We start from the raw sequence: 18,432 nt of genomic DNA, 5'->3' as shown, positions 1-18,432 counted from the left end.
TTGGGGTTGAATATGAAAAAAATTATTATCGTAGCAGTCGCGGTGGCGGCATTTGTCGCCATGATTGTAAGCCAACAAATCAAGGGCGATGGTAAATTACCAGAGATAAAAACCACGCTAACTGAAAAAGGAAAAATAAAAGATTCTATTTTAGCGTCGGGTACCTTGGTTTTTAACACCCAAGTGCAATTGCGCTCAGAAGTAACCGGCCGTGTTGAAAAAGTATTTGTAGAAGAAGGGCAGCGTGTAGAGAAAGGCGACATGTTAATGCAGCTTGATACCGAAGCTTTTGAAGCCGAAGTGGACCGTTATCAAGCGTTAGTAAGACAAAGCGAAATTGATATTGAGCGTGCGCAAACAAGTCTTAAGAATTTAATCTCTCAGCTTAACCGTCAAAAAGAACTCTTCGATGTAGGACTATCGCAGCAAGAAGTTTACGATAACATTAAAAATGCAAAAGAGCTGGCTGAAATTGATGTATCGGCGCGTAAAGAATCGCTAAACCAAGCTAAAGCGTCATTGTCAATTGCTGAAGACCGTTTAAGTAAAAGTGTATTCAGAGCAACCATGAGTGGTTTATTAGCGTCGGTTGATATTAAAGAAGGCGAAACCGTGATTGCAGGTACCACCAATATTGTTGGTTCAGATCTGATGTTATTGGCGGATCCAAGCAAAATCCTTGCTGAACTAAAAGTAGACGAAACAGATATTGCCAGCATTAAATTAAACCAAGAGGCAGAAATTTACGCTGCAGCCTACCCAAATAAACCATTTGTTGGCAAAGTCATTCATATTGGTACGTCAGCCAAGCAATTTGTTGGCTCACAAGGGCGTTCATTTAAAGTGAAAGTGCTGTTAAACGACGATGAACGCACTTTGTATGCAGGTATGAGTTGCCGTGCAGAAATTGCAACGGCCATTGGTAAAGACGCCATTAAAATTCCAATTGAAGCAGTGCACAGCGAAGATGAAAATCACTATGTTTGGGTATTAAACGACGATAAAACAGTCACTAAGAAAGCGGTTGAACTCGGTGTGTCATCAGATATTGAACAAGCAATTGAAAGTGGTCTTGAAGAAAAGCAAACGGTTGTAGTAGGGCCAGCGCGCGCAGTTAGCAAACTAAAAGAGGGCGATAAGGTAAAGCTGAAAACAGCTGATAAGGATGCTAAAGATGTCAGTGATCGCGCTTAGTAATATTTGCAAAGAATACAAAATGGGTGAACAAAGCTTTTTGGCTTTGGATAATGTAAGCGTAAACATTGAAGAAAATGAGTATCTTGCGATTATCGGTCCATCGGGCTCAGGTAAATCGACCCTAATGAACATTATAGGCTGCTTGGATGTCGCAAGTAGCGGCGAGTATGTGTTGCAAGGTAAACCAGTAAAAAAAATGACTGAAACTGAGCTCGCAGGGCAGAGAAATAAAAGTGTTGGCTTTATTTTTCAGAGTTTCAACCTTATTCCTCGCGCCAGTGCGTTAAGCAATGTAATGCAGCCGTTGATTTACCGTTTTATCTCAGCAAAAGAGCGTCAAAAGCTAGCAACGCAGGCGCTTGAGAAAGTTGGCCTAGGTGATAAATTGCACCATTTACCATCACAACTTTCAGGTGGTCAACGTCAACGTGTGGCAATAGCAAGAGCGCTGGTGACAAAGCCTGATATCCTGCTGGGAGATGAACCGACGGGTAATTTGGACAGCAAAACAACCAATGAAATTATGAGTTTGTTTGATGAGCTGCATAATGACGGGCATACCATTATTTTGGTGACCCATGAGCAAGAAATTGCTGAACATTGCCAGCGTGTATTGCGCTTGGTTGATGGAAAAGTGGTATCGGATACACGAAATAGCGAGGAGAGAGCGTATGTTTAAGTCATTTCTCGCGATTATTGAGGGAACCAAAGCCGCGCTTCAGGCGATTCGTGCTAATGCGATGCGCAGTGCGCTCACGTGTTTAGGTATAATCATTGGCGTTGCAGCAGTTATTACGGTTGTTGCTGTGATGCAGGGCTTTACCAAGCAAATTAACGATCAATTGGCTGATATGGCGCCGGATGTGACTAGCATTAAGCCGTACACCACACCGCAGCAAGAAATGCTTGGTAAACGTTCGTATTTAACAGTGCGTGATTTTGAAACGCTAAAAGGTAAAGTACAAGGGTTCGATACTATCACTGCACAAATGATGGCGTTTCGTTTTCAAGGCGCGGTAGAGTACAAAGGCGAAAGTCACAATACGCGGGTAGTTGGCACAGAATCAAACTATCAAAAGGCCTATCGCATTTATCCTGAAATGGGCCGCTATATTCGCCCACAAGATGACGATAAACGCCGTCGCGTTGCCTTTATTGGTGAAACACTGATTGAAAAGCTTAAGCTACCTGAAAACCCAGTGGGTGAATACATTAAACTCGGTGGTGAATGGTTTCGTATTATTGGGGTTGCAGAGAAGCAAGGCAGCTTTTTGGGATTCGATCAGGATGATTACATCAATATCCCAATCAGTACTATGCAAATTTTAGAAGGCAATGCGCGTAAACCATATTTTCAAATTATGTTCCGCTTAAAGCCGGATGTTGATGAAGCACAAACCTTGGCTCAAATGAAACGTATCTTGCGTCAGAATCATAAACTTGGCCCAGATGATCACGACGATTTTGAGTTCGAAACCGCTGAAAAAGCGCGTGAGAATATCGACAAATTTACGGGCAGTGCAACGGCAATTACTGCAGGTATTGTGGGTATTAGCTTGTTAGTTGGCGGTATTGGTGTAATGAATATTATGCTGGTGTCTGTAACTGAGCGCACCCGTATTATTGGCACGCTAAAGGCACTTGGCGCGACGCCGGGCTTTATTATGCTGCAATTTTTAGTAGAAGCCGTGGTACTCAGTTTATTTGGTGGCGTAATTGGCCTTATAACAGGTTATGGCGCTGCTGCTGCCATATCAGCGATTGTACCAGGCATGCCTGCGGCATATATTCCAATGTGGGCGATATTATTGTCATTTGGTTTTACCTCAGCAATTGGTGTTATTTTTGGTTTAGTGCCTGCGATAAAAGCGGCAAGACTCAACCCAATTGATGCGTTAAGATATGAATAAACGCGTTACGCAAGGAATAAACAAATGAAAAAGGCAATGGGTTTAGTACTGTTACTTGGGTCACTTGTTGGTTGTGATTCAAGTGAGGTAGGTGATGTGTCGCTTGGTGTTTTTACGCTTAAAGACATTAAACTAAACCATTTTCAAGACCCAATAGTAACAGGGGTAACATGTCATGTTGCCTCTGTTGAAGCTAATTTAAGCTTTTCAGATCCAAGTGATAGCTCAATTGCGTGTCGTCAAACAGGACCAATCACCCAAGCGATGATAGCGCAAATAGATAGCTCAGATTCAGGTGAAGTGATTTTCAAAAAGTCGAAGAGCGTTTTCTTTAAATCGATGAAGATAAGACGAATTTTAGATAAAGAAAATCAAACCTTAATGTACTTGTCGTATTCAACGAAAGAAACGTCAGGTAGTTTTAAGCACAGTTTGTCGACAGTGCCTTTGTATGGTACAAAAGCATATCAAACACGTGTATCAGTAGATAACTAACGCATTAAGTAGATTAATGTCGCAAATTACACAGTAAATAACGTAAACAGGAGATTTTGATGATTGTAGTTAACCCAACCGGGTGTAACGCATAATTAATACACCCGGTTTGTATAACCGGGGTTAAAAGCCCCTTATTTTTCTTTTATTTAAGGGCAAAAATGTTAAATATTAATCAATTAAACTTACTTGGATGGCAAAGCTTTTTTCAACAACAACTTGATATCGACGAATGGTACAACAGCGTTCCTGTTAGGGTTGTTGAACAACATCGAAATCGACTAGTGGTTGATTCTGGTAGCGACACATTTCAATTACCAGTAACTGAAAAAGTATCGCAGTGTGTTGTTGGCGATTGGTTGTTACTTACTGAAAAACACGACGTAAATCGTGTTTTTGAACGTAAATCGTATTTTGCTAGACGCGCTGCCGGCAGCAAACTAGAAAAACAGGCAATTACGGCAAATGTCGACGTTGCGTTTGTGTTGTGTTCATTGAACGATGACTTTAACCTCAATCGCATCGAACGTTATTTAGCGCTTGTCAATGAAGCGGGCTGTGAACCTGTGGTAATACTAACTAAAGCCGATCTTGCAAATGATGGCCTAGAAAAGCGTGAGCAAGTTCAAAACCTTAGTTCAATGTTACGGGTCGAAGTCATTGACTGCCACGATGTTACACTGGTTAATCAATTGTCAGATTGGTTAAAACCACAAACTAGTATCGTGCTGTTGGGGTCTTCTGGTGTCGGAAAGTCAACATTAAGTAATACGTTGGCGCAAACGCAGCAGAAAACAAGTGCCATTCGTGAGCAAGATAGCAAAGGCCGTCATACTACTACTGGGCGATACTTACTTAAGTTAGCTTCAGGCGCAGTATTAATCGATACGCCGGGAATGCGAGAACTTCAGCTTAGCGATGTAACCGCGGGGCTAGAGCAAACCTTTAGCGAAATAGAAGCCTTGGCATCAAGTTGTAAGTTTGTTAACTGCTCACATAGTAATGAGCCAAAATGTGCGATACAGCAAGCAATTAGCGATGGTAGTTTAACTGAGCGACGTTTTTTAAATTACCAAAAGTTACGTAAAGAAAACCAATTTAATACAGCATCTTTACGTGAACGCCGAGCGCACGATAAATCGCTTACTAAAATGTATAAACGAGTACAAAGCCAGGCAGTTAAGTTTAAGAAATTAAACGAATAGCTAGTAGGCTTTATCGATGCGTCTATCACGTTTTGATAGGCGCATTTTTACTTATATGAACACATAAATTTCAAAATGTTGTTGATACGTCGTTTGTTGACATCATTCTCTAAATATTACCCAATAAAAAGAAAACTAGTTGATACACTGACGTTTTTTGATAAAAATGGCGGTAGATTTAATTCCTAAGATTAGATTCCAGTTAACTAGTAAACCTTGAAAAGGAATTCTTATGCCGTTTTTTACAAAAATAACATTGGTTGTTGCACTTATGCTGGTGCAAGTTCAAGCGCTTGCCAAAACGCTTACGTTTGGTGAAGAGGTCGATAGCGACAAACTAATTAAAATATCAACTGTGATGGCAAACCCAGATAATTATTTAAGTTCGCCAATTACCATTGAAGGGACCATTGTCGGCGTATGCGAAAAGCGAGGCTGCTGGATGACACTTGCATCAGATAAGCGCTTTCAAAACTTACGTATCAAAGTAGAAGATGGGCACATGGTGTTCCCGATGACCGCGAAAGGAAACAAAGCGCTTGCAACGGGTACGCTTGAAAAAATAGAACTAAGCCTTGGTCAAACAAAACGATTACTCGCTCATCGCGCTCAAAAAGCAGGTAAAGACTTTAATCCCGATTCAGTAACTGAGCAAGACGTAATCTACCAACTGTCGCCGACAGGTGTTGAGATTATTGATAACAATGTTGAAAAGTAAGCCCAATCACATTAACTGGTTTAGATTAAATCGCAGTTTACATCGCGATGTTGGTTATTTTTGTATTGGCTTTATTTTGATTTATGCGATTTCAGGAATCGCGGTTAATCATAAAAATGATTGGAATCCGAACTACGCAGTACATACTACCAAGATAAACGCACGTGATATTGATTGGAATATAAATAACGATCAGGCTTTAATTAAGCAGGTTTTGACACTCGCTAATACACAATTAGACGTCAAAGCGTCTTATTGGCAATCGCCAAATCAATTTAAGGTTTTTTTACATGATGACGCGAATATTAGCTTAAATTTAAATACTAATACGCTTACTGTTGAACAAATAAGGCCTAGACCGGTTTTCCAAGCACTTAATCGGTTGCACCTGAACGAAACACATCAATCATGGATTATCGTATCTGATATTTTTGCCGCTTTGTTGTTGTTTTTGGCAATGAGTTCACTTTTTATGATCCGAGGTAAATACGGACCATTTGGTAAACGAGGGCTTTTTATTTTGGCGGGCTTTGCGATTCCTGCCGGCTTTATCTTTTTATAACGGCTCAGAGCGTGTCAAAAAAGGTTAGTTAGCAACGACTAAAAAGCGCAAAAAATGTCTTTGAAACGAAGTAAACAGTACAACAGCACATCTGGTGTGCTGTTGTATTGCCTAAGGGTTTGTTCACACTTTAAAGCGGTTAACGAGTCCCTCTAAATTAGCGGCAATTTCAACTAATCCACGTGCTGTTTCAGCCGCTTTTTCTGCACCTGCAACGGTTTGCACAGCCATTTCATTTACTTGGCCAACACTGTCGGTGATTTGCTGAGTTACCACATTCTGCTCTTCTGACGCACCGGCGATTTGCATATTCATATCGCGGATTGTGCCAACGGAATTAGAGATTGAGTCAAGCGCTTCATTGGTTTCGTTAGCTTTTTCTGTGGTAACGCGCGCACTTTCTAGGTTTGCATTCATTTGGTCAACTGACGTCTTAGCTTCGCTTTGCAGTTTATGGATCATTGCTTGAATTTCTTCGGTGCTCTTTTGTGTACGACTGGCAAGGCTTCTTACTTCGTCAGCAACTACTGCAAAGCCACGACCTTGTTCGCCTGCGCGGGCAGCTTCAATGGCAGCGTTAAGCGCCAATAAATTTGTTTGATCTGCAATTGCTCGGATCACATCTAAAATTGACCCAACTGATTCGGTTTCGTTTTCAAGGTTTTTAATTGAATTACTCACCAGCTCAGTGTTATCAACTAAGTCGTTTATTGCATTACGCGTATTATCAACCACTCGCTTACCAGTATGAGTTTGGTCGTCGGCATTGGTTGCGGCATCGGCTGCAAGTTGGGCACTTTGTGTGATATCCGCAACTGTGGCCGCCATTTCATTCATCGACAGCACGGCTTGATTTAACTGCTCCATTTGATGCTCTGCACCTTGCATTGAGCTTGCAGTGTTTTCATCCAATATTTTTGTTGAGCGTATTAGCTCGGTAGTTGCGTGTTTTAGGCTATCAATAATATGTCGTAGTGTGCCAACCATCTCGCCCATGGCCTTATATATGCCAGTTTCGTTACCTGATTTTGTGAAGGAAATGGTTAAATCGCCATCAGCAATACGGTTTGCGATGTATTCAATGTCTTTTGGTTCGCCGCCAATAGGTTTGCGAATGGTAATGGAGATAAACCAACTGAAAAATACGCCCACAGCGACAACAGCTATTGAGACGACAATAATTGTCGTTGTGGTGGTTTCACTGCGGCTTTGAACTTTAGGACCAAGAGAATCTTGGTCATTTTTAACGGATAGCTTCACTTCTTCATAAGCCTCGGCAATTTCAGGGCCGACTTTATTCAACACATTGGTAATGATGTTATTGCGCTGGTTGATTACGTCATTAACATTGTCAATGCCTTGCTGATAAGTTGTTAAACGAGTAGCCGCTTCATTTAGAAGTGCGATTCTTTTAGGTGATTGAATATTGTCCTTAAGTACTTTTACTGACTTCATTACTTCTTTAAATTCCGCGATGGCGCGCAAATAGTCATCTTGAGTGTTTGAAACGAGAAATTTGCTAGTGTATAAACGACCTAATAACAGCTGTTCTTGAACAATGGCGGCAAAATACGTGACATCTGTATCGCCATCTTCGTAAGCGGTTCGAATAATTTCGCTAATATTTTTTCGAATGACTACACCGTTTGCATCAAGTTGATTTTTAACAATATCATCACGTTTGGCATATAAATCTACTACGTCAGAAAATCCTTGCTCGTAGGCCATAACTTTATCAAATGACTGTTTAATAAGGTTTGAACGCCCGGGCTCAATAATTTCGGTTTTTGCTATGTTGAGTTGCTCGTTTAGTTGCTTAGCGCGTTTTTTAAAGTCGTTGATGTTTTCGTTATTTTGTTCTTTTAAAAATTTAAGGGCATGTAAACGGATAGATAATAAATTAGATTGCACTAAGCCTGCTAAATTACTGTCGCGTGCGAGCCCGCGATATTCGACAAAATCATTGTAGCCACTGCGTAATCCAAAAAACGAAATAGTGGCAAGTAAAACCATTAGTCCTATCATGGCGCCAAATGAAATAGATAATTGTTGAACCAGTTTTAACTTAGTGAACATAAACGCTACTCTCATTAGATCTGACGAATTAAATTTAAGATAAATTTAACTAAGTATAGGTAGAAAATTTAATGCACACTGTAAATTCTTCATTATTGCTAAAAATTTACTAGATATGAATGTGTTAGTTGATGTGCTTTGAATTAATCTAAAGCGTTTTGGGAGGGGTAAAGCGAGTGCTTAAAACAAACTGTAAATTAAATGTGTAACTTATAAAAAGATATACGTGGGCGATAATAGCGTTGCTGTTAAAACAAAAAACGCAGGCTAGGCCTGCGTTTTTATCATTTATTTAAGCAGATTTTAGTGCTCAAATAATGCAGAGATTGATTCTTCGTTGCTTACGCGACGAATTGTTTCTGCAAGCATATCAGCAAGCGTTAACACTTTAATCTTGTCGATTGCTTTTAATTCATCTGTAAGTGGTACTGAGTCAGTAACGATAACTTCGTCAATTACAGAGTTTTTAATGTTTTCTGCTGCTGCACCTGAAAGTACAGGGTGTGTCGCATAAGCAAACACGCGGCGAGCGCCATGTTCTTTTAATGCTTCTGCAGCTTTACAAAGAGTGCCACCTGTGTCGATCATATCGTCAACAATGATACAGTCACGACCTTCAACATCACCAATAATGTGCATTACTTGCGATACGTTAGCGCGTGGGCGACGCTTATCGATAATTGCAAGATCAGTGTCATCAAGTAGTTTTGCAATTGCACGTGCACGTACAACACCACCGATATCTGGCGATACAACCACAACATCTTCAAAGTTTTTCTCTTTCATATCTTCAAGTAGAATTGGGCTACCGAAAACATTATCAACTGGTACGTCGAAGAAACCTTGAATTTGTTCAGCGTGTAGGTCAACAGTTAACACACGGTCAACACCAACGCTTGAAAGGAAGTCAGCAACTACTTTCGCTGTGATTGGAACACGAGCACTGCGCACGCGACGATCTTGGCGAGAATAACCGAAATATGGGATAACCGCTGTGATACGGCCAGCTGATGCACGGCGAAGTGCGTCAACCATTACGATTAATTCCATTAAGTTGTCATTTGTAGGCGCACAAGTAGATTGTACGATGAAAACGTCAGAACCACGTACGTTTTCGTTGATTTGAACGCTAATTTCACCGTCACTAAAACGACCAACTTCAGCGTCACCAAGATCAATGTATAAGCGTTTTGCAACTTTTTGAGCTAACTCAGGCGTTGCGTTACCAGCGAAGAGCTTCATGTCTGGCACGGTAGGTTTCCTCAGGCACTTTTTTGGGTAACAGTAGTTACCAATAATTAATTTAGTTTAGTACGTAACTCCGAATGTGCTGGAGATATGTTCGTACTTCTTGCTACAAAGCCTTGCCAAGTTTCAGGGAGCGATTTTAATGCTTCAAGGGCTGCGTGCTGCGTTTCAAAACTGACAAAACAGCATGCTCCGGTACCTGTCATTCTTGACGGGCCGTATTTTAACAACCAGTTAAGGGTCTTTTCAACCTCGGGATAGTGCTTTTTCACCAACTCTTCGCAGTCATTGCGATGTTTGGAGCTTTGCCAGTCGCCTGATAATTTCGGTGTGTTACGCGGTAAATTGGCATTGTTAAAGATTACGCCCGTACTAATGTGTACATTTGGGTGGACCACTAAATACCAAGTTTCAGGTAAATTTACTGGGGCTAATTTTTCTCCAATACCCTGTGCAATAGCGGCCTGGCCGTTGATAAATACGGGCACATCGGCACCCAGTGCAACGCCAATTTCTGCTAATTTCTCTAGTGGTAACGCTAATTGCCAAAGTGTATTTAAAGCAAGCAATGTAGTTGCCGCATCGGATGAACCACCACCCACACCGCCACCACTTGGCAGGTGTTTATCAAATGAAATCTCTGCACCAAATGCAGTATTTGTTGCAAGTTTTAATGCGTTTGCCGCTTTATAAATTAAATTTTCTTCGTCTGGCAGTCCGTCTATTTGGGTTTTTAGCGTAACCGCGCCGTCGTTTGTGCGTTTAAAATGTAAACGATCGCCATAATCTAAAAACACAAACAAGGTTTCAAGTTCGTGGTAACCGCTAGGTAAGCGCCCATTAATATGTAGAAATAAATTAAGTTTTGCGGGCGCAATAAGCGAAAGCGTTGTTAAATCTGCCATGTATATACTTTTAATTTTAGTTTAACGGTGTCATGAGTGAGTGAAATGGAATAGGGCAACCAATACCCCCCGTGTTTTTGGTAGTTGCTGTAGGTTATTTGCCATTGCTTGCCTTGCGAATCAATAAGTGTGGCATTGCTAACGCGATTTAGTTCATCGGCAAGAAATGTTTGGGTATGAGGCAATCCTTTTAACCAATTAGGGTCATCTAAAAATGGGAGATTCATACCCGTTAACCAATACACTAGTTGCTGTGCATTTTTGCCAACATGGGTTTCGCCATCTAATTCTAAAGTGGCATGGGTCTGCGTCTTTTCAAGTGAAAGGACTGAGGTGCCAACAAATGATGTGAGATTAAGCACATCTTTTTTGGCGGTAGTGGCCCAAAATAAATTAGCACTTTGACGTTTTTCTGGCTGAATAATCGCCAATTTGCCTTTTACCTGCCAAGACTGTTTTTGCAGTAATTCCCTTTGCCAATTCTCTTTAACTGTTGCATTGTCGTAATATTGACTTGCACAGCCTGTTAAAAAAACCAAAAATATGACAAATATCATGCGTAATTGCATCAAATCTTAAATCCTTACTTTTTTTATTGACTTGATTTACGTAAAATTAATCGCTTTAAAACGTGCTAAAAACAAATTGTAGACATAATGACCATAGTTGCTTTAGGCATTAATCATAAAACCGCATCTGTTGAATTAAGAGAACGCGTGGCGTTTTCTCCTGAACAAATCGACGTTGCCCTTGCTCAACTTTGCCAACAGAATGGCGTGAACGAAGCTGTGGTTGTGTCTACCTGTAATCGCACCGAACTCTATTGTATCGTTGAAAATCAACAACCCCAAGTGCTTATTGATTGGTTGGCTGATTTTCACCAACTCAATAAAAGCGAATTAGCGGAACACGTGTATCAGCATCAAGACTTTAAAGCTATTCAGCACTTAATGCGTGTATCGGTTGGATTAGATTCGTTAGTGTTGGGTGAGCCACAAATTCTTGGCCAAATTAAACAAGCTTACGCAAAGGCAAAACAAGCAGGTGTGGTGAATGCCTTACTTGAGCGTCTTTTTCAAAAGTGTTTCTCGGTTGCTAAACAAGTGCGTACAGAAACCGATATTGGAGCAAGTGCGGTCTCGGTTGCTTATGCAGCGGTTAATTTAGCTAAACACATTTACGGTAATTTAGAACCAACCAAAGTATTGTTAATTGGCGCGGGCGAAACCATAGAGCTTGTCGCACGCCATTTATATCAAAACGGTTGTCAGCATATGACGGTGGCAAACCGTACCTTATCACGTGCACAAAATTTAGCAGATGAATTCAACGCACATGTTGTGCCGCTATCGCGCGTGCCAGAGAGTTTAATCGATGCCGATATTGTGATCAGCTCAACGGCAAGTACACTGCCAATTATCGGTAAAGGTATGGTTGAGCAGGCGTTAAAGGCGCGTCGCTACAAACCAATGCTGCTTGTTGATATTGCCGTACCGCGCGATATTGAAGCGCAAGTGGCTGAACTTGACGATGCGTATTTATATTCTGTTGATGATTTACAAGAAATTGTTAATCAGAATATGGAATCACGTGAGCGTGCGGCCGCTGAAGCCGAAGAGATAATTGTTGTAAAAGCCAATGAATTTGTAACTTGGCGAAATGCGCTTGATTCAGTCGACATTATTCGTACTTACCGCAAAAATATTGAACAAATAAAATTAGAGTTAGTACAAAAGGCGCAAGGTCAGTTAAAATCAGGTAAAGACCCAGAAAAAGTGCTGAATGAATTAGCTAATAAATTAGCAAATCGAATTATTCATTCACCAACCAAAGCGATTAAGCAAGCTGCTGAGCAAGATGATATTGCCAAGCTTGCACAAATCAAAAAAGTTTTAGATTTAGATAATTAACAGGCGTCAAGCTTAGATGAAAGAATCCGTTTACAGAAAATTAGAAACGCTGGTTGAGCGTTACGAAGAAGTACAAGCATTATTAAGCGATCCGGACGTGATCTCTGATCAAGACCGTTTCCGTTCGCTTTCAAAAGAATATTCTGAACTTGAAGATGTGACTAAGGCTTTTAATGCTTATCGTCAGGCAGAAGATGACGTTGCGACAGCCGAAGAAATGCTTAAAGATAACGATCCCGATATGCGTGAAATGGCGCAAGAAGAATTCAAAGAAGCCAAAGCAAATATCGAAGCGTTAGAAGACGAACTACAAGTACTTATGTTACCGAAAGACCCTCGTGACAATAACAATGTGTTTCTTGAAGTGCGTGCCGGTACAGGTGGTGACGAAGCGGCAATCTTTGCTGGTGACTTATTCCGCATGTACAGCCGTTATGCTGAAACACAAAAGTGGAAAGTTGACGTTGTTAGCACGAACGAAGGCGAACACGGCGGGTTTAAAGAAGTTATTGCGAATATTTCTGGTGAAGGTGTGTATGGCAAACTGAAATTTGAATCAGGCGCACACCGCGTACAGCGTGTTCCAGAAACAGAATCGCAAGGCCGAGTGCACACGTCTGCATGTACAGTTGCGGTTATGGCAGAAGTGCCGGAAGCAGAAGCAATTGAAATCAATTCGTCTGATCTTAAAATTGATACCTTCCGCGCATCAGGTGCCGGTGGTCAGCACGTTAACAAAACCGACTCAGCGATTCGTATTACCCATATTCCAACGGGTGTTGTTGTAGAATGTCAGGACGAGCGTTCACAGCATAAAAACAAAGCGAAAGCACTGAGTGTGCTTGCGTCGCGTTTACAGCAAGCTGAAGATGAGAAGCGTATGGCAGAAGAAGCCTCTGAGCGTCGTAACCTTGTCGGTAGTGGTGACCGTTCTGAGCGTATTCGTACATATAACTATCCGCAAGGTCGCGTTACCGATCACCGTATCAACTTAACACTTTATAAGCTAAACGAAGTGGTTGAAGGCGATTTAGGTGCCATTGTTGACCCACTTGTTCTTGAGCATCAAGCAGACTTGCTTGCAGCGATGGGCGATGAGTAATTATTCAATACAACAAGCACTTGCCGTTGGCGCAAGTGCTTTAACTGACACATCAGAATCCCCCAAACTTGACGCAGAAGTATTACTGTTAGATTGCATTTCACAATCGCGTACATACCTTTTTACGTGGCCTGAAAAATTACTGACCGATGAACAGCAAGCTGATTTTTTGTCAGCAATTGAAAAACGCAAAACGGGTTTACCTGTTGCGCATATTACTGAATATCGCGAGTTCTGGAGCCTAAATTTTAAGGTGAGTCCTGCTACGCTTATTCCTCGCCCAGATACTGAAACATTAGTTGAATGTGCGCTTGATAAAGCAATAAACAAGCAAGGTAGATTACTTGACCTTGGTACCGGCACCGGTGCAATCGCATTGTCACTGGCAAGTGAGCTCCCTTTATGGCAAGTGATTGGCTGCGATTTTCAACCAGATGCCGTTGCGTTGGCAACGCAAAATCAACAAAATTTAGCGATTGCAAATGCGACCATTGTACAAAGCGATTGGTTTGGCGCGCTCGATGCGCAATTGTTTGACGTCATCGTATCAAATCCGCCTTATATTGATGAACAAGATCCTCATTTGCTTGAAGGTGACGTACGATTTGAGCCCTTGTCGGCGTTAGTCGCACCGAAAAAGGGGATGGCCGATATTGAACATATCATTGAAACCGGACGTAACTATTTGCAGAAAAAAGGCTGGTTATTATTAGAACATGGTTATGATCAGGGCCAGTTAGTACGTGATTTTTTTGCAAAAATGGCATATAAAGATATTTCAACAGTAAAAGATTTAGGCGGCAACGACCGTGTAACTTTAGCGCAGTGGGATCCTGATTAGCTATTTAGTGAGTTGGTATTAACGCGAGTGTGAAGTGGTTATAAGGGGTAAGGATAGAATGGCGAGTGATTTTTTATTTTCTGATGAGTCAGAGCAAGCACCGAAGCAAGTAAATAACCACGGTACTTGGAAAGTTATTATTGTTGATGACGAACCGGAAGTGCATGCGGTAACGAAACTCGCATTGAGCGATTTCTCATTTCAAGACAAGCGACTTGAATTTATTAGCGCCTATTCTGGCAAAGAAGCAGAAGAAAAAATTATAGCGCATCCAGATGCAGCCATTGTGTTGCTCGATGTGGTTATGGAAACCGATGACGCGGGTTTAAGAGTTGCCCAGTTTATTCGCGAAACTGCTAAAAATAACCATGTGCGAATTATTTTACGAACTGGCCAACCGGGGCAAGCGCCGGAACGTCAAGTCATTGTTAACTATGATATTAATGACTACAAATCTAAAACCGAATTAACAGCACAAAAACTATTTACGGTTGTTATGTCGAGTTTACGTTCTTATCGCGATATTTTATCAATAGAGCACTCTCGCCAAGGTCTTGAGAAAATCATCACCGCTTCACGCGATATCTTTTCATCTCATTCTATGGACACTTTTATTCATGGCGTAATGCAACAACTTACCTCGATTTTAGGGTCAGTTGATGAGGCGATGTATGCAACCTCACTTGTTGCAAGTAGCCCTGATGAAAAACAGCAAGAGCTGATTGTGTTTGCAGGACAAGGCGAGTTTGAAAAAAGCGAAGGTAAGCCAGTTAACCAGGTGCTATCTGAAAAGCAATTGTTAGCGTGCAAGAAAGCACTCAGTAACAAAACCATTGTTTATGAAGAAGATTACCTTTTTGCCTATTGTTCAAGCCGTTTTAACCATAACTCAATGCTTTACGTATCGGGTATTCCACGCAGTCTCACTGAAACACATAAAGATTTGATTGAAATTTTTTCGCAAAATGTACAAATTGCCTACGAAAATGTGCAGCTGCAATCTGAAATTGAAGATACGCAAAGAGAACTGGTTTATCGCCTAAGTGAAGCGGTTGAACAGCGTTCCTCTGAAACCGGTAATCATGTAAAGCGTGTATCACTCATTAGTTATGAACTTGCAAAAGGTTATGGCTTGAGCGAAGAAGAGGCCGATGTACTGCGTTATGCAGCACCACTGCATGATGTTGGTAAAGTTGGTATTCCCGACACAATTTTGCATAAACCAAGTAAATTGGATGAGCAAGAATGGAAAGTGATGCAAACTCATGCCATGAAAGGACACAATATTTTAGCGGGATCTCGTCGGGATATTATTCAAGCAGGAGCGATTTTGGCCCGCGACCATCATGAAAAATGGGACGGCACAGGTTATCCTCGCGGGTTAAAAGGTGAAGAAATTCATGTTTATGGCCGTATTGTCGCGTTAGCAGATGTGTATGATGCACTTCGTCATAAGCGCTGTTATAAAGAAGCGTGGAGCGTAGAGCAGGTTACAACTGAATTACAAAATCAACGTGGGCTGCATTTTGAGCCTAAGTTAGTTGATGTATTACTTAACAACATCGATAGATTCGAACAAATTCTTAATAATTATCCAGGGTAGTAAAATGGAATATATTGCGTTAAAGCATACACATATGTTGTTAGCTGTACTGAGTGTTGTTCTTTTTTATACACGTGCATTTGCTCGCATCAAGCAGTTACAACTTGCTAAAAATAAAATTCTGTTTATCGGTAGTCATAGTATTGATACCTTGTTGCTTATCTCAGCCGTAGCGCTCGCAGTGACACTTGGTATGAGTCCTCATAATCAACCTTGGTTACTTGAAAAAATCGTGCTTGTGGTAGCGTATATTGTTGTAGGAGTCTTTATGGCGAGGCAAAAACATATTAAAGGGCAAATATCGCTTTTATTGCTTGCTACAACCGTTATTTTCGCTATTTTTTATTTAGCGAGATTTAAAACACCATTTCTTTTTTAAAGGCTGATTATTCAGCCTTTTTCTTTTCTATCTGGGCTTTTACATTCATACAAGTGCGCTATATCTATTCAGCGATTATTGATACAGAACATTAAGTTAGTCTCTATTCTTTATCTATTCGCCGATCTTCATTGGTATTCATTTTAAAACACGATAAACTGGCATTAATTTTTAGTTATAGAGAGACCGAAGGATATTGATGTTTGATATCTCTGAGGAAGAATATACAGCGGCAATAGAAGCGCCGGTATTTACATGTCTAAATCATGAATCATCGTGGCTGACAAAGTTCGATTACGCCCTTTGTCGTGATAAATTGTCTGAACTGGTTCTGATGGCGGTAAAAACGCAAAAGTCTGAAAACACCATAGAGCAAAACCTAAATTCGCTACTCGATAGTTTTTACAGCGACTTTGCCTTTAGCGGGACGAGCCAAAAAGTGCCGATGAGTCTGCTTAATAGTGTCGCCTATGCACTTAATTATCGCACTGGCAGCACCATATCGCTTGGCATGATCTTAACCTACGTGATGGAACAACTTGGTTTTGATGTTGAAATGTTGGTATTTGAAAACGACATTCAAGTATTGCTAGAAGTAAGCCAAGGTGAAGGGTATTTAATCGACCCGTGCTCAGGTGGGCAACGCTGGTATATCAAACCAGAAAATGACGATGAAAATAGCCTAGATAATGCATTTCAACAATTGTTTGAAGACGATGTTGTGAAGCTATTTTTGGCCCATCAAAAATGGGCATTTATCAGTGAAAAACGCTACGGCGAAGCGTTTAAATGTGTTGAAAAACTGATGGTTCTTACCGATGGTGATCCGTACGAGTTACGCGATCGCGGTTATTTATTACATAATTTGAACTGTGATGAACTCGCCATTAAAGACTTTGAAAAGTTTATCGAAGAGTGCCCAGATGACCCATCAATTGATGTGCTGCAAAGCCAAATTGAAGAAATGGACTCGCACTTTAGAACAATCCACTAAAAATAACTTAATACAGGAAGCAACTTCATGGACTCTCACAGCGTGATGTTCACCAACGATGCCGTCGTTATGGGTATGTTGGCCATAATCTTAGGTTTCGTGTTTTATACCTCTAATCTTAAAACCGGATTTTGGGCAAAATTTTATAAGTACGTTCCTGCATTATTGATGTGTTATTTTTTACCATCGCTATTAAATACATTTGGTATTGTCGACGGTGAAGGCAATAGCGTGTATACGGTTGCAAAATATTACCTATTACCTGCCTGTTTAGTACTACTAACACTGAGTATTGACTTAAAAGCCGTTGCAGCGCTCGGGCCAAAAGCCATTATTATGTTTTTAACCGGTACCGTTGGCGTCGTTATTGGCGGACCAATCGCGTTATTAGTGGCGGCCACTTTTATGCCAGAACTGCTAGGTGTTGATGGCGCCGGGGAGCTTTGGCGCGGCATGGCGGCACTGGCTGGTAGTTGGATCGGCGGCGGCGCAAATATGGTAGCGATGAAAGAAATCTATCAAGCTAACGGCGATATTTTTACCATTATGGTAACCGTAGATATTGTAGTGGCGAATATTTGGATGGCAGGACTTTTATATTTAGCGGCTCGTCATAAAGAGATTGATAAGCACACAGGTGCAGATACTTCATCTATCGATAAACTAATCGATACGGTATCGCAGTTTGAAAAGAAAAATTCACGCAAGCCAGAACTGCGTGATCTAATGATTTTAGTGGCATTTGGTTTTGGTGCGACAGGCTTTGCACATTTAATTGCAGACACAGCAGTGCCTTTTTTCCAAGCAAACTACCCAGCACTTGAGAAGTTCTCGCTGCATTCAAAATTGTTTTGGATTATCTTTGTTGTAACCACAATAGGCTTAAGCTTATCGTTTACAAAAGCACGTCAATTTGAAGCCGTAGGCGCATCAAAAGTAGGCGGCGCATTTTTATATATTTTAGTGGCGACCATTGGCTTACATATGGATATCGGCAAAGTATTTGAAGCACCAAAATACGTGATTATTGGCCTAATTTGGATGGCAATTCACGTTATTCTATTATTTGTTGTTGCCAAGATTATTAAAGCGCCGGTGTTTTATGTTGCCGTGGGCAGTAAAGCGAATATTGGCGGTGCTGCCTCAGCGCCTGTGGTTGCATCTGCATTTCACCCGGCATTAGCACCTGTTGGTGTGTTACTGGCTGTACTTGGTTATGCACTTGGAACATATGCTGCGTGGTTCTGTGGCCAAGTGCTGCAGCTAGTCGGTAGTTAATTATTCTGT

Annotated in this window: 18 protein-coding genes; 14 read left to right on the top strand and 4 right to left on the bottom strand. The window is 41.1% G+C overall.

Annotated elements, in window-relative coordinates:
- The first annotated feature begins 12 nt into the window (after window positions 1-12).
- The 7 genes from AC2IOM_RS15585 (at window position 13) to AC2IOM_RS15555 (ending at window position 6,087) form a co-directional block, all read left to right on the top strand.
- Window positions 13-1,194: an efflux RND transporter periplasmic adaptor subunit gene (locus tag AC2IOM_RS15585; RefSeq protein WP_486360331.1), complete on the top strand. Its 1,182-nt coding sequence runs from the start codon at window positions 13-15 to the stop codon at window positions 1,192-1,194.
- Window positions 1,175-1,876: an ABC transporter ATP-binding protein gene (locus AC2IOM_RS15580; RefSeq protein ID WP_010559026.1), complete on the top strand. Its 702-nt coding sequence runs from the start codon at window positions 1,175-1,177 to the stop codon at window positions 1,874-1,876. The genes AC2IOM_RS15585 and AC2IOM_RS15580 overlap by 20 nt, the downstream gene beginning before the upstream one ends.
- A complete protein-coding gene (locus AC2IOM_RS15575; protein ID WP_010559027.1) occupies window positions 1,869-3,107 on the top strand; it encodes an ABC transporter permease in 1,239 nt (412 codons plus the stop codon). The genes AC2IOM_RS15580 and AC2IOM_RS15575 overlap by 8 nt, the downstream gene beginning before the upstream one ends.
- Window positions 3,108-3,131: 24 nt before the next feature.
- The gene (locus AC2IOM_RS15570; protein WP_010559028.1) at window positions 3,132-3,602 is read left to right on the top strand and encodes a CreA family protein; all 471 of its coding nucleotides are present in this window, start codon (window positions 3,132-3,134) and stop codon (window positions 3,600-3,602) included.
- A gap of 161 nt (window positions 3,603-3,763) precedes the next feature.
- Window positions 3,764-4,807 carry a ribosome small subunit-dependent GTPase A gene (rsgA, locus tag AC2IOM_RS15565; RefSeq protein WP_486360330.1) on the top strand — a complete coding sequence of 348 codons (1,044 nt, stop codon included), beginning with the start codon at window positions 3,764-3,766 and terminating at the stop codon, window positions 4,805-4,807.
- A 232-nt stretch (window positions 4,808-5,039) separates the two neighbouring features.
- Window positions 5,040-5,525 (top strand): DUF4920 domain-containing protein, encoded by a 486-nt coding sequence (locus AC2IOM_RS15560; RefSeq protein WP_486360329.1) that lies wholly within the window; start codon window positions 5,040-5,042, stop codon window positions 5,523-5,525.
- Window positions 5,512-6,087: a PepSY-associated TM helix domain-containing protein gene (locus AC2IOM_RS15555; protein WP_486360328.1), complete on the top strand. Its 576-nt coding sequence runs from the start codon at window positions 5,512-5,514 to the stop codon at window positions 6,085-6,087. The genes AC2IOM_RS15560 and AC2IOM_RS15555 overlap by 14 nt, the downstream gene beginning before the upstream one ends.
- 123 nt (window positions 6,088-6,210) lie before the next feature.
- On the opposite strand, the gene AC2IOM_RS15550 is transcribed toward AC2IOM_RS15555, so the two are convergent.
- From AC2IOM_RS15550 to lolB, 4 genes are all read right to left on the bottom strand, one after another.
- Window positions 6,211-8,163 (bottom strand): methyl-accepting chemotaxis protein, encoded by a 1,953-nt coding sequence (locus tag AC2IOM_RS15550; protein ID WP_486360327.1) that lies wholly within the window; start codon window positions 8,161-8,163, stop codon window positions 6,211-6,213.
- A 303-nt stretch (window positions 8,164-8,466) separates the two neighbouring features.
- Window positions 8,467-9,414 carry a ribose-phosphate pyrophosphokinase gene (locus AC2IOM_RS15545; RefSeq protein WP_010559033.1) on the bottom strand — a complete coding sequence of 316 codons (948 nt, stop codon included), beginning with the start codon at window positions 9,412-9,414 and terminating at the stop codon, window positions 8,467-8,469.
- Between the two features lie 47 nt (window positions 9,415-9,461).
- Window positions 9,462-10,316, bottom strand: a complete 855-nt coding sequence (ispE, locus tag AC2IOM_RS15540) for a 4-(cytidine 5'-diphospho)-2-C-methyl-D-erythritol kinase (RefSeq protein ID WP_486360326.1) — start codon at window positions 10,314-10,316, stop codon at window positions 9,462-9,464.
- Window positions 10,304-10,885: a lipoprotein insertase outer membrane protein LolB gene (gene lolB / locus AC2IOM_RS15535; RefSeq protein ID WP_486360689.1), complete on the bottom strand. Its 582-nt coding sequence runs from the start codon at window positions 10,883-10,885 to the stop codon at window positions 10,304-10,306. Before lolB ends, ispE begins: the two co-directional genes overlap by 13 nt.
- Before the next feature lie 87 nt (window positions 10,886-10,972).
- On the opposite strand from lolB, the gene hemA reads away from it, so the two are divergent.
- The 7 genes from hemA to AC2IOM_RS15500 all read left to right on the top strand — a co-directional run bounded on the left by hemA (window position 10,973) and on the right by AC2IOM_RS15500 (window position 18,423).
- Window positions 10,973-12,226 (top strand): glutamyl-tRNA reductase, encoded by a 1,254-nt coding sequence (gene hemA / locus AC2IOM_RS15530; RefSeq protein WP_486360325.1) that lies wholly within the window; start codon window positions 10,973-10,975, stop codon window positions 12,224-12,226.
- Between the two features lie 16 nt (window positions 12,227-12,242).
- Entirely contained in the window at window positions 12,243-13,328 is a 1,086-nt protein-coding gene (prfA, locus tag AC2IOM_RS15525; protein ID WP_010559037.1) for a peptide chain release factor 1, read from the top strand.
- Window positions 13,321-14,169, top strand: a complete 849-nt coding sequence (gene prmC / locus AC2IOM_RS15520) for a peptide chain release factor N(5)-glutamine methyltransferase (RefSeq protein ID WP_486360324.1) — start codon at window positions 13,321-13,323, stop codon at window positions 14,167-14,169. Before prfA ends, prmC begins: the two co-directional genes overlap by 8 nt.
- A gap of 58 nt (window positions 14,170-14,227) precedes the next feature.
- Window positions 14,228-15,772, top strand: a complete 1,545-nt coding sequence (locus AC2IOM_RS15515; RefSeq protein WP_100915298.1) for a DUF3369 domain-containing protein — start codon at window positions 14,228-14,230, stop codon at window positions 15,770-15,772.
- Window positions 15,773-15,776: 4 nt separating this feature from the next.
- The gene (locus AC2IOM_RS15510) at window positions 15,777-16,151 is read left to right on the top strand and encodes a SirB2 family protein (RefSeq protein WP_138630898.1); all 375 of its coding nucleotides are present in this window, start codon (window positions 15,777-15,779) and stop codon (window positions 16,149-16,151) included.
- A gap of 199 nt (window positions 16,152-16,350) precedes the next feature.
- The gene (locus AC2IOM_RS15505) at window positions 16,351-17,145 is read left to right on the top strand and encodes a tetratricopeptide repeat protein (protein WP_100915296.1); all 795 of its coding nucleotides are present in this window, start codon (window positions 16,351-16,353) and stop codon (window positions 17,143-17,145) included.
- A gap of 27 nt (window positions 17,146-17,172) precedes the next feature.
- Window positions 17,173-18,423 (top strand): DUF819 family protein, encoded by a 1,251-nt coding sequence (locus AC2IOM_RS15500; protein WP_054978740.1) that lies wholly within the window; start codon window positions 17,173-17,175, stop codon window positions 18,421-18,423.
- Window positions 18,424-18,432 lie beyond the last annotated feature (9 nt).

It is taken from the genome of Pseudoalteromonas sp. NS-SX12 (assembly GCF_057367955.1).
This window is presented reverse-complemented; position numbering and strand designations above follow the sequence as displayed.

Coding starts and splice junctions, on each gene's coding strand:
- AC2IOM_RS15575 (WP_010559027.1), top strand. CDS start 1,869: ATGTTTAAGTCATTTCTCGCGATTATTGAGGGAACCAAAGCCGCGCTT.
- lolB (WP_486360689.1), bottom strand. CDS start 10,885: ATGCAATTACGCATGATATTTGTCATATTTTTGGTTTTTTTAACAGGC.
- ispE (WP_486360326.1), bottom strand. CDS start 10,316: ATGGCAGATTTAACAACGCTTTCGCTTATTGCGCCCGCAAAACTTAAT.
- AC2IOM_RS15570 (WP_010559028.1), top strand. CDS start 3,132: ATGAAAAAGGCAATGGGTTTAGTACTGTTACTTGGGTCACTTGTTGGT.
- prfA (WP_010559037.1), top strand. CDS start 12,243: ATGAAAGAATCCGTTTACAGAAAATTAGAAACGCTGGTTGAGCGTTAC.
- AC2IOM_RS15500 (WP_054978740.1), top strand. CDS start 17,173: ATGGACTCTCACAGCGTGATGTTCACCAACGATGCCGTCGTTATGGGT.
- AC2IOM_RS15505 (WP_100915296.1), top strand. CDS start 16,351: ATGTTTGATATCTCTGAGGAAGAATATACAGCGGCAATAGAAGCGCCG.
- AC2IOM_RS15585 (WP_486360331.1), top strand. CDS start 13: ATGAAAAAAATTATTATCGTAGCAGTCGCGGTGGCGGCATTTGTCGCC.
- AC2IOM_RS15515 (WP_100915298.1), top strand. CDS start 14,228: ATGGCGAGTGATTTTTTATTTTCTGATGAGTCAGAGCAAGCACCGAAG.
- hemA (WP_486360325.1), top strand. CDS start 10,973: ATGACCATAGTTGCTTTAGGCATTAATCATAAAACCGCATCTGTTGAA.
- AC2IOM_RS15550 (WP_486360327.1), bottom strand. CDS start 8,163: ATGTTCACTAAGTTAAAACTGGTTCAACAATTATCTATTTCATTTGGC.
- AC2IOM_RS15555 (WP_486360328.1), top strand. CDS start 5,512: ATGTTGAAAAGTAAGCCCAATCACATTAACTGGTTTAGATTAAATCGC.
- AC2IOM_RS15560 (WP_486360329.1), top strand. CDS start 5,040: ATGCCGTTTTTTACAAAAATAACATTGGTTGTTGCACTTATGCTGGTG.
- AC2IOM_RS15580 (WP_010559026.1), top strand. CDS start 1,175: ATGTCAGTGATCGCGCTTAGTAATATTTGCAAAGAATACAAAATGGGT.
- prmC (WP_486360324.1), top strand. CDS start 13,321: ATGAGTAATTATTCAATACAACAAGCACTTGCCGTTGGCGCAAGTGCT.
- AC2IOM_RS15510 (WP_138630898.1), top strand. CDS start 15,777: ATGGAATATATTGCGTTAAAGCATACACATATGTTGTTAGCTGTACTG.
- rsgA (WP_486360330.1), top strand. CDS start 3,764: ATGTTAAATATTAATCAATTAAACTTACTTGGATGGCAAAGCTTTTTT.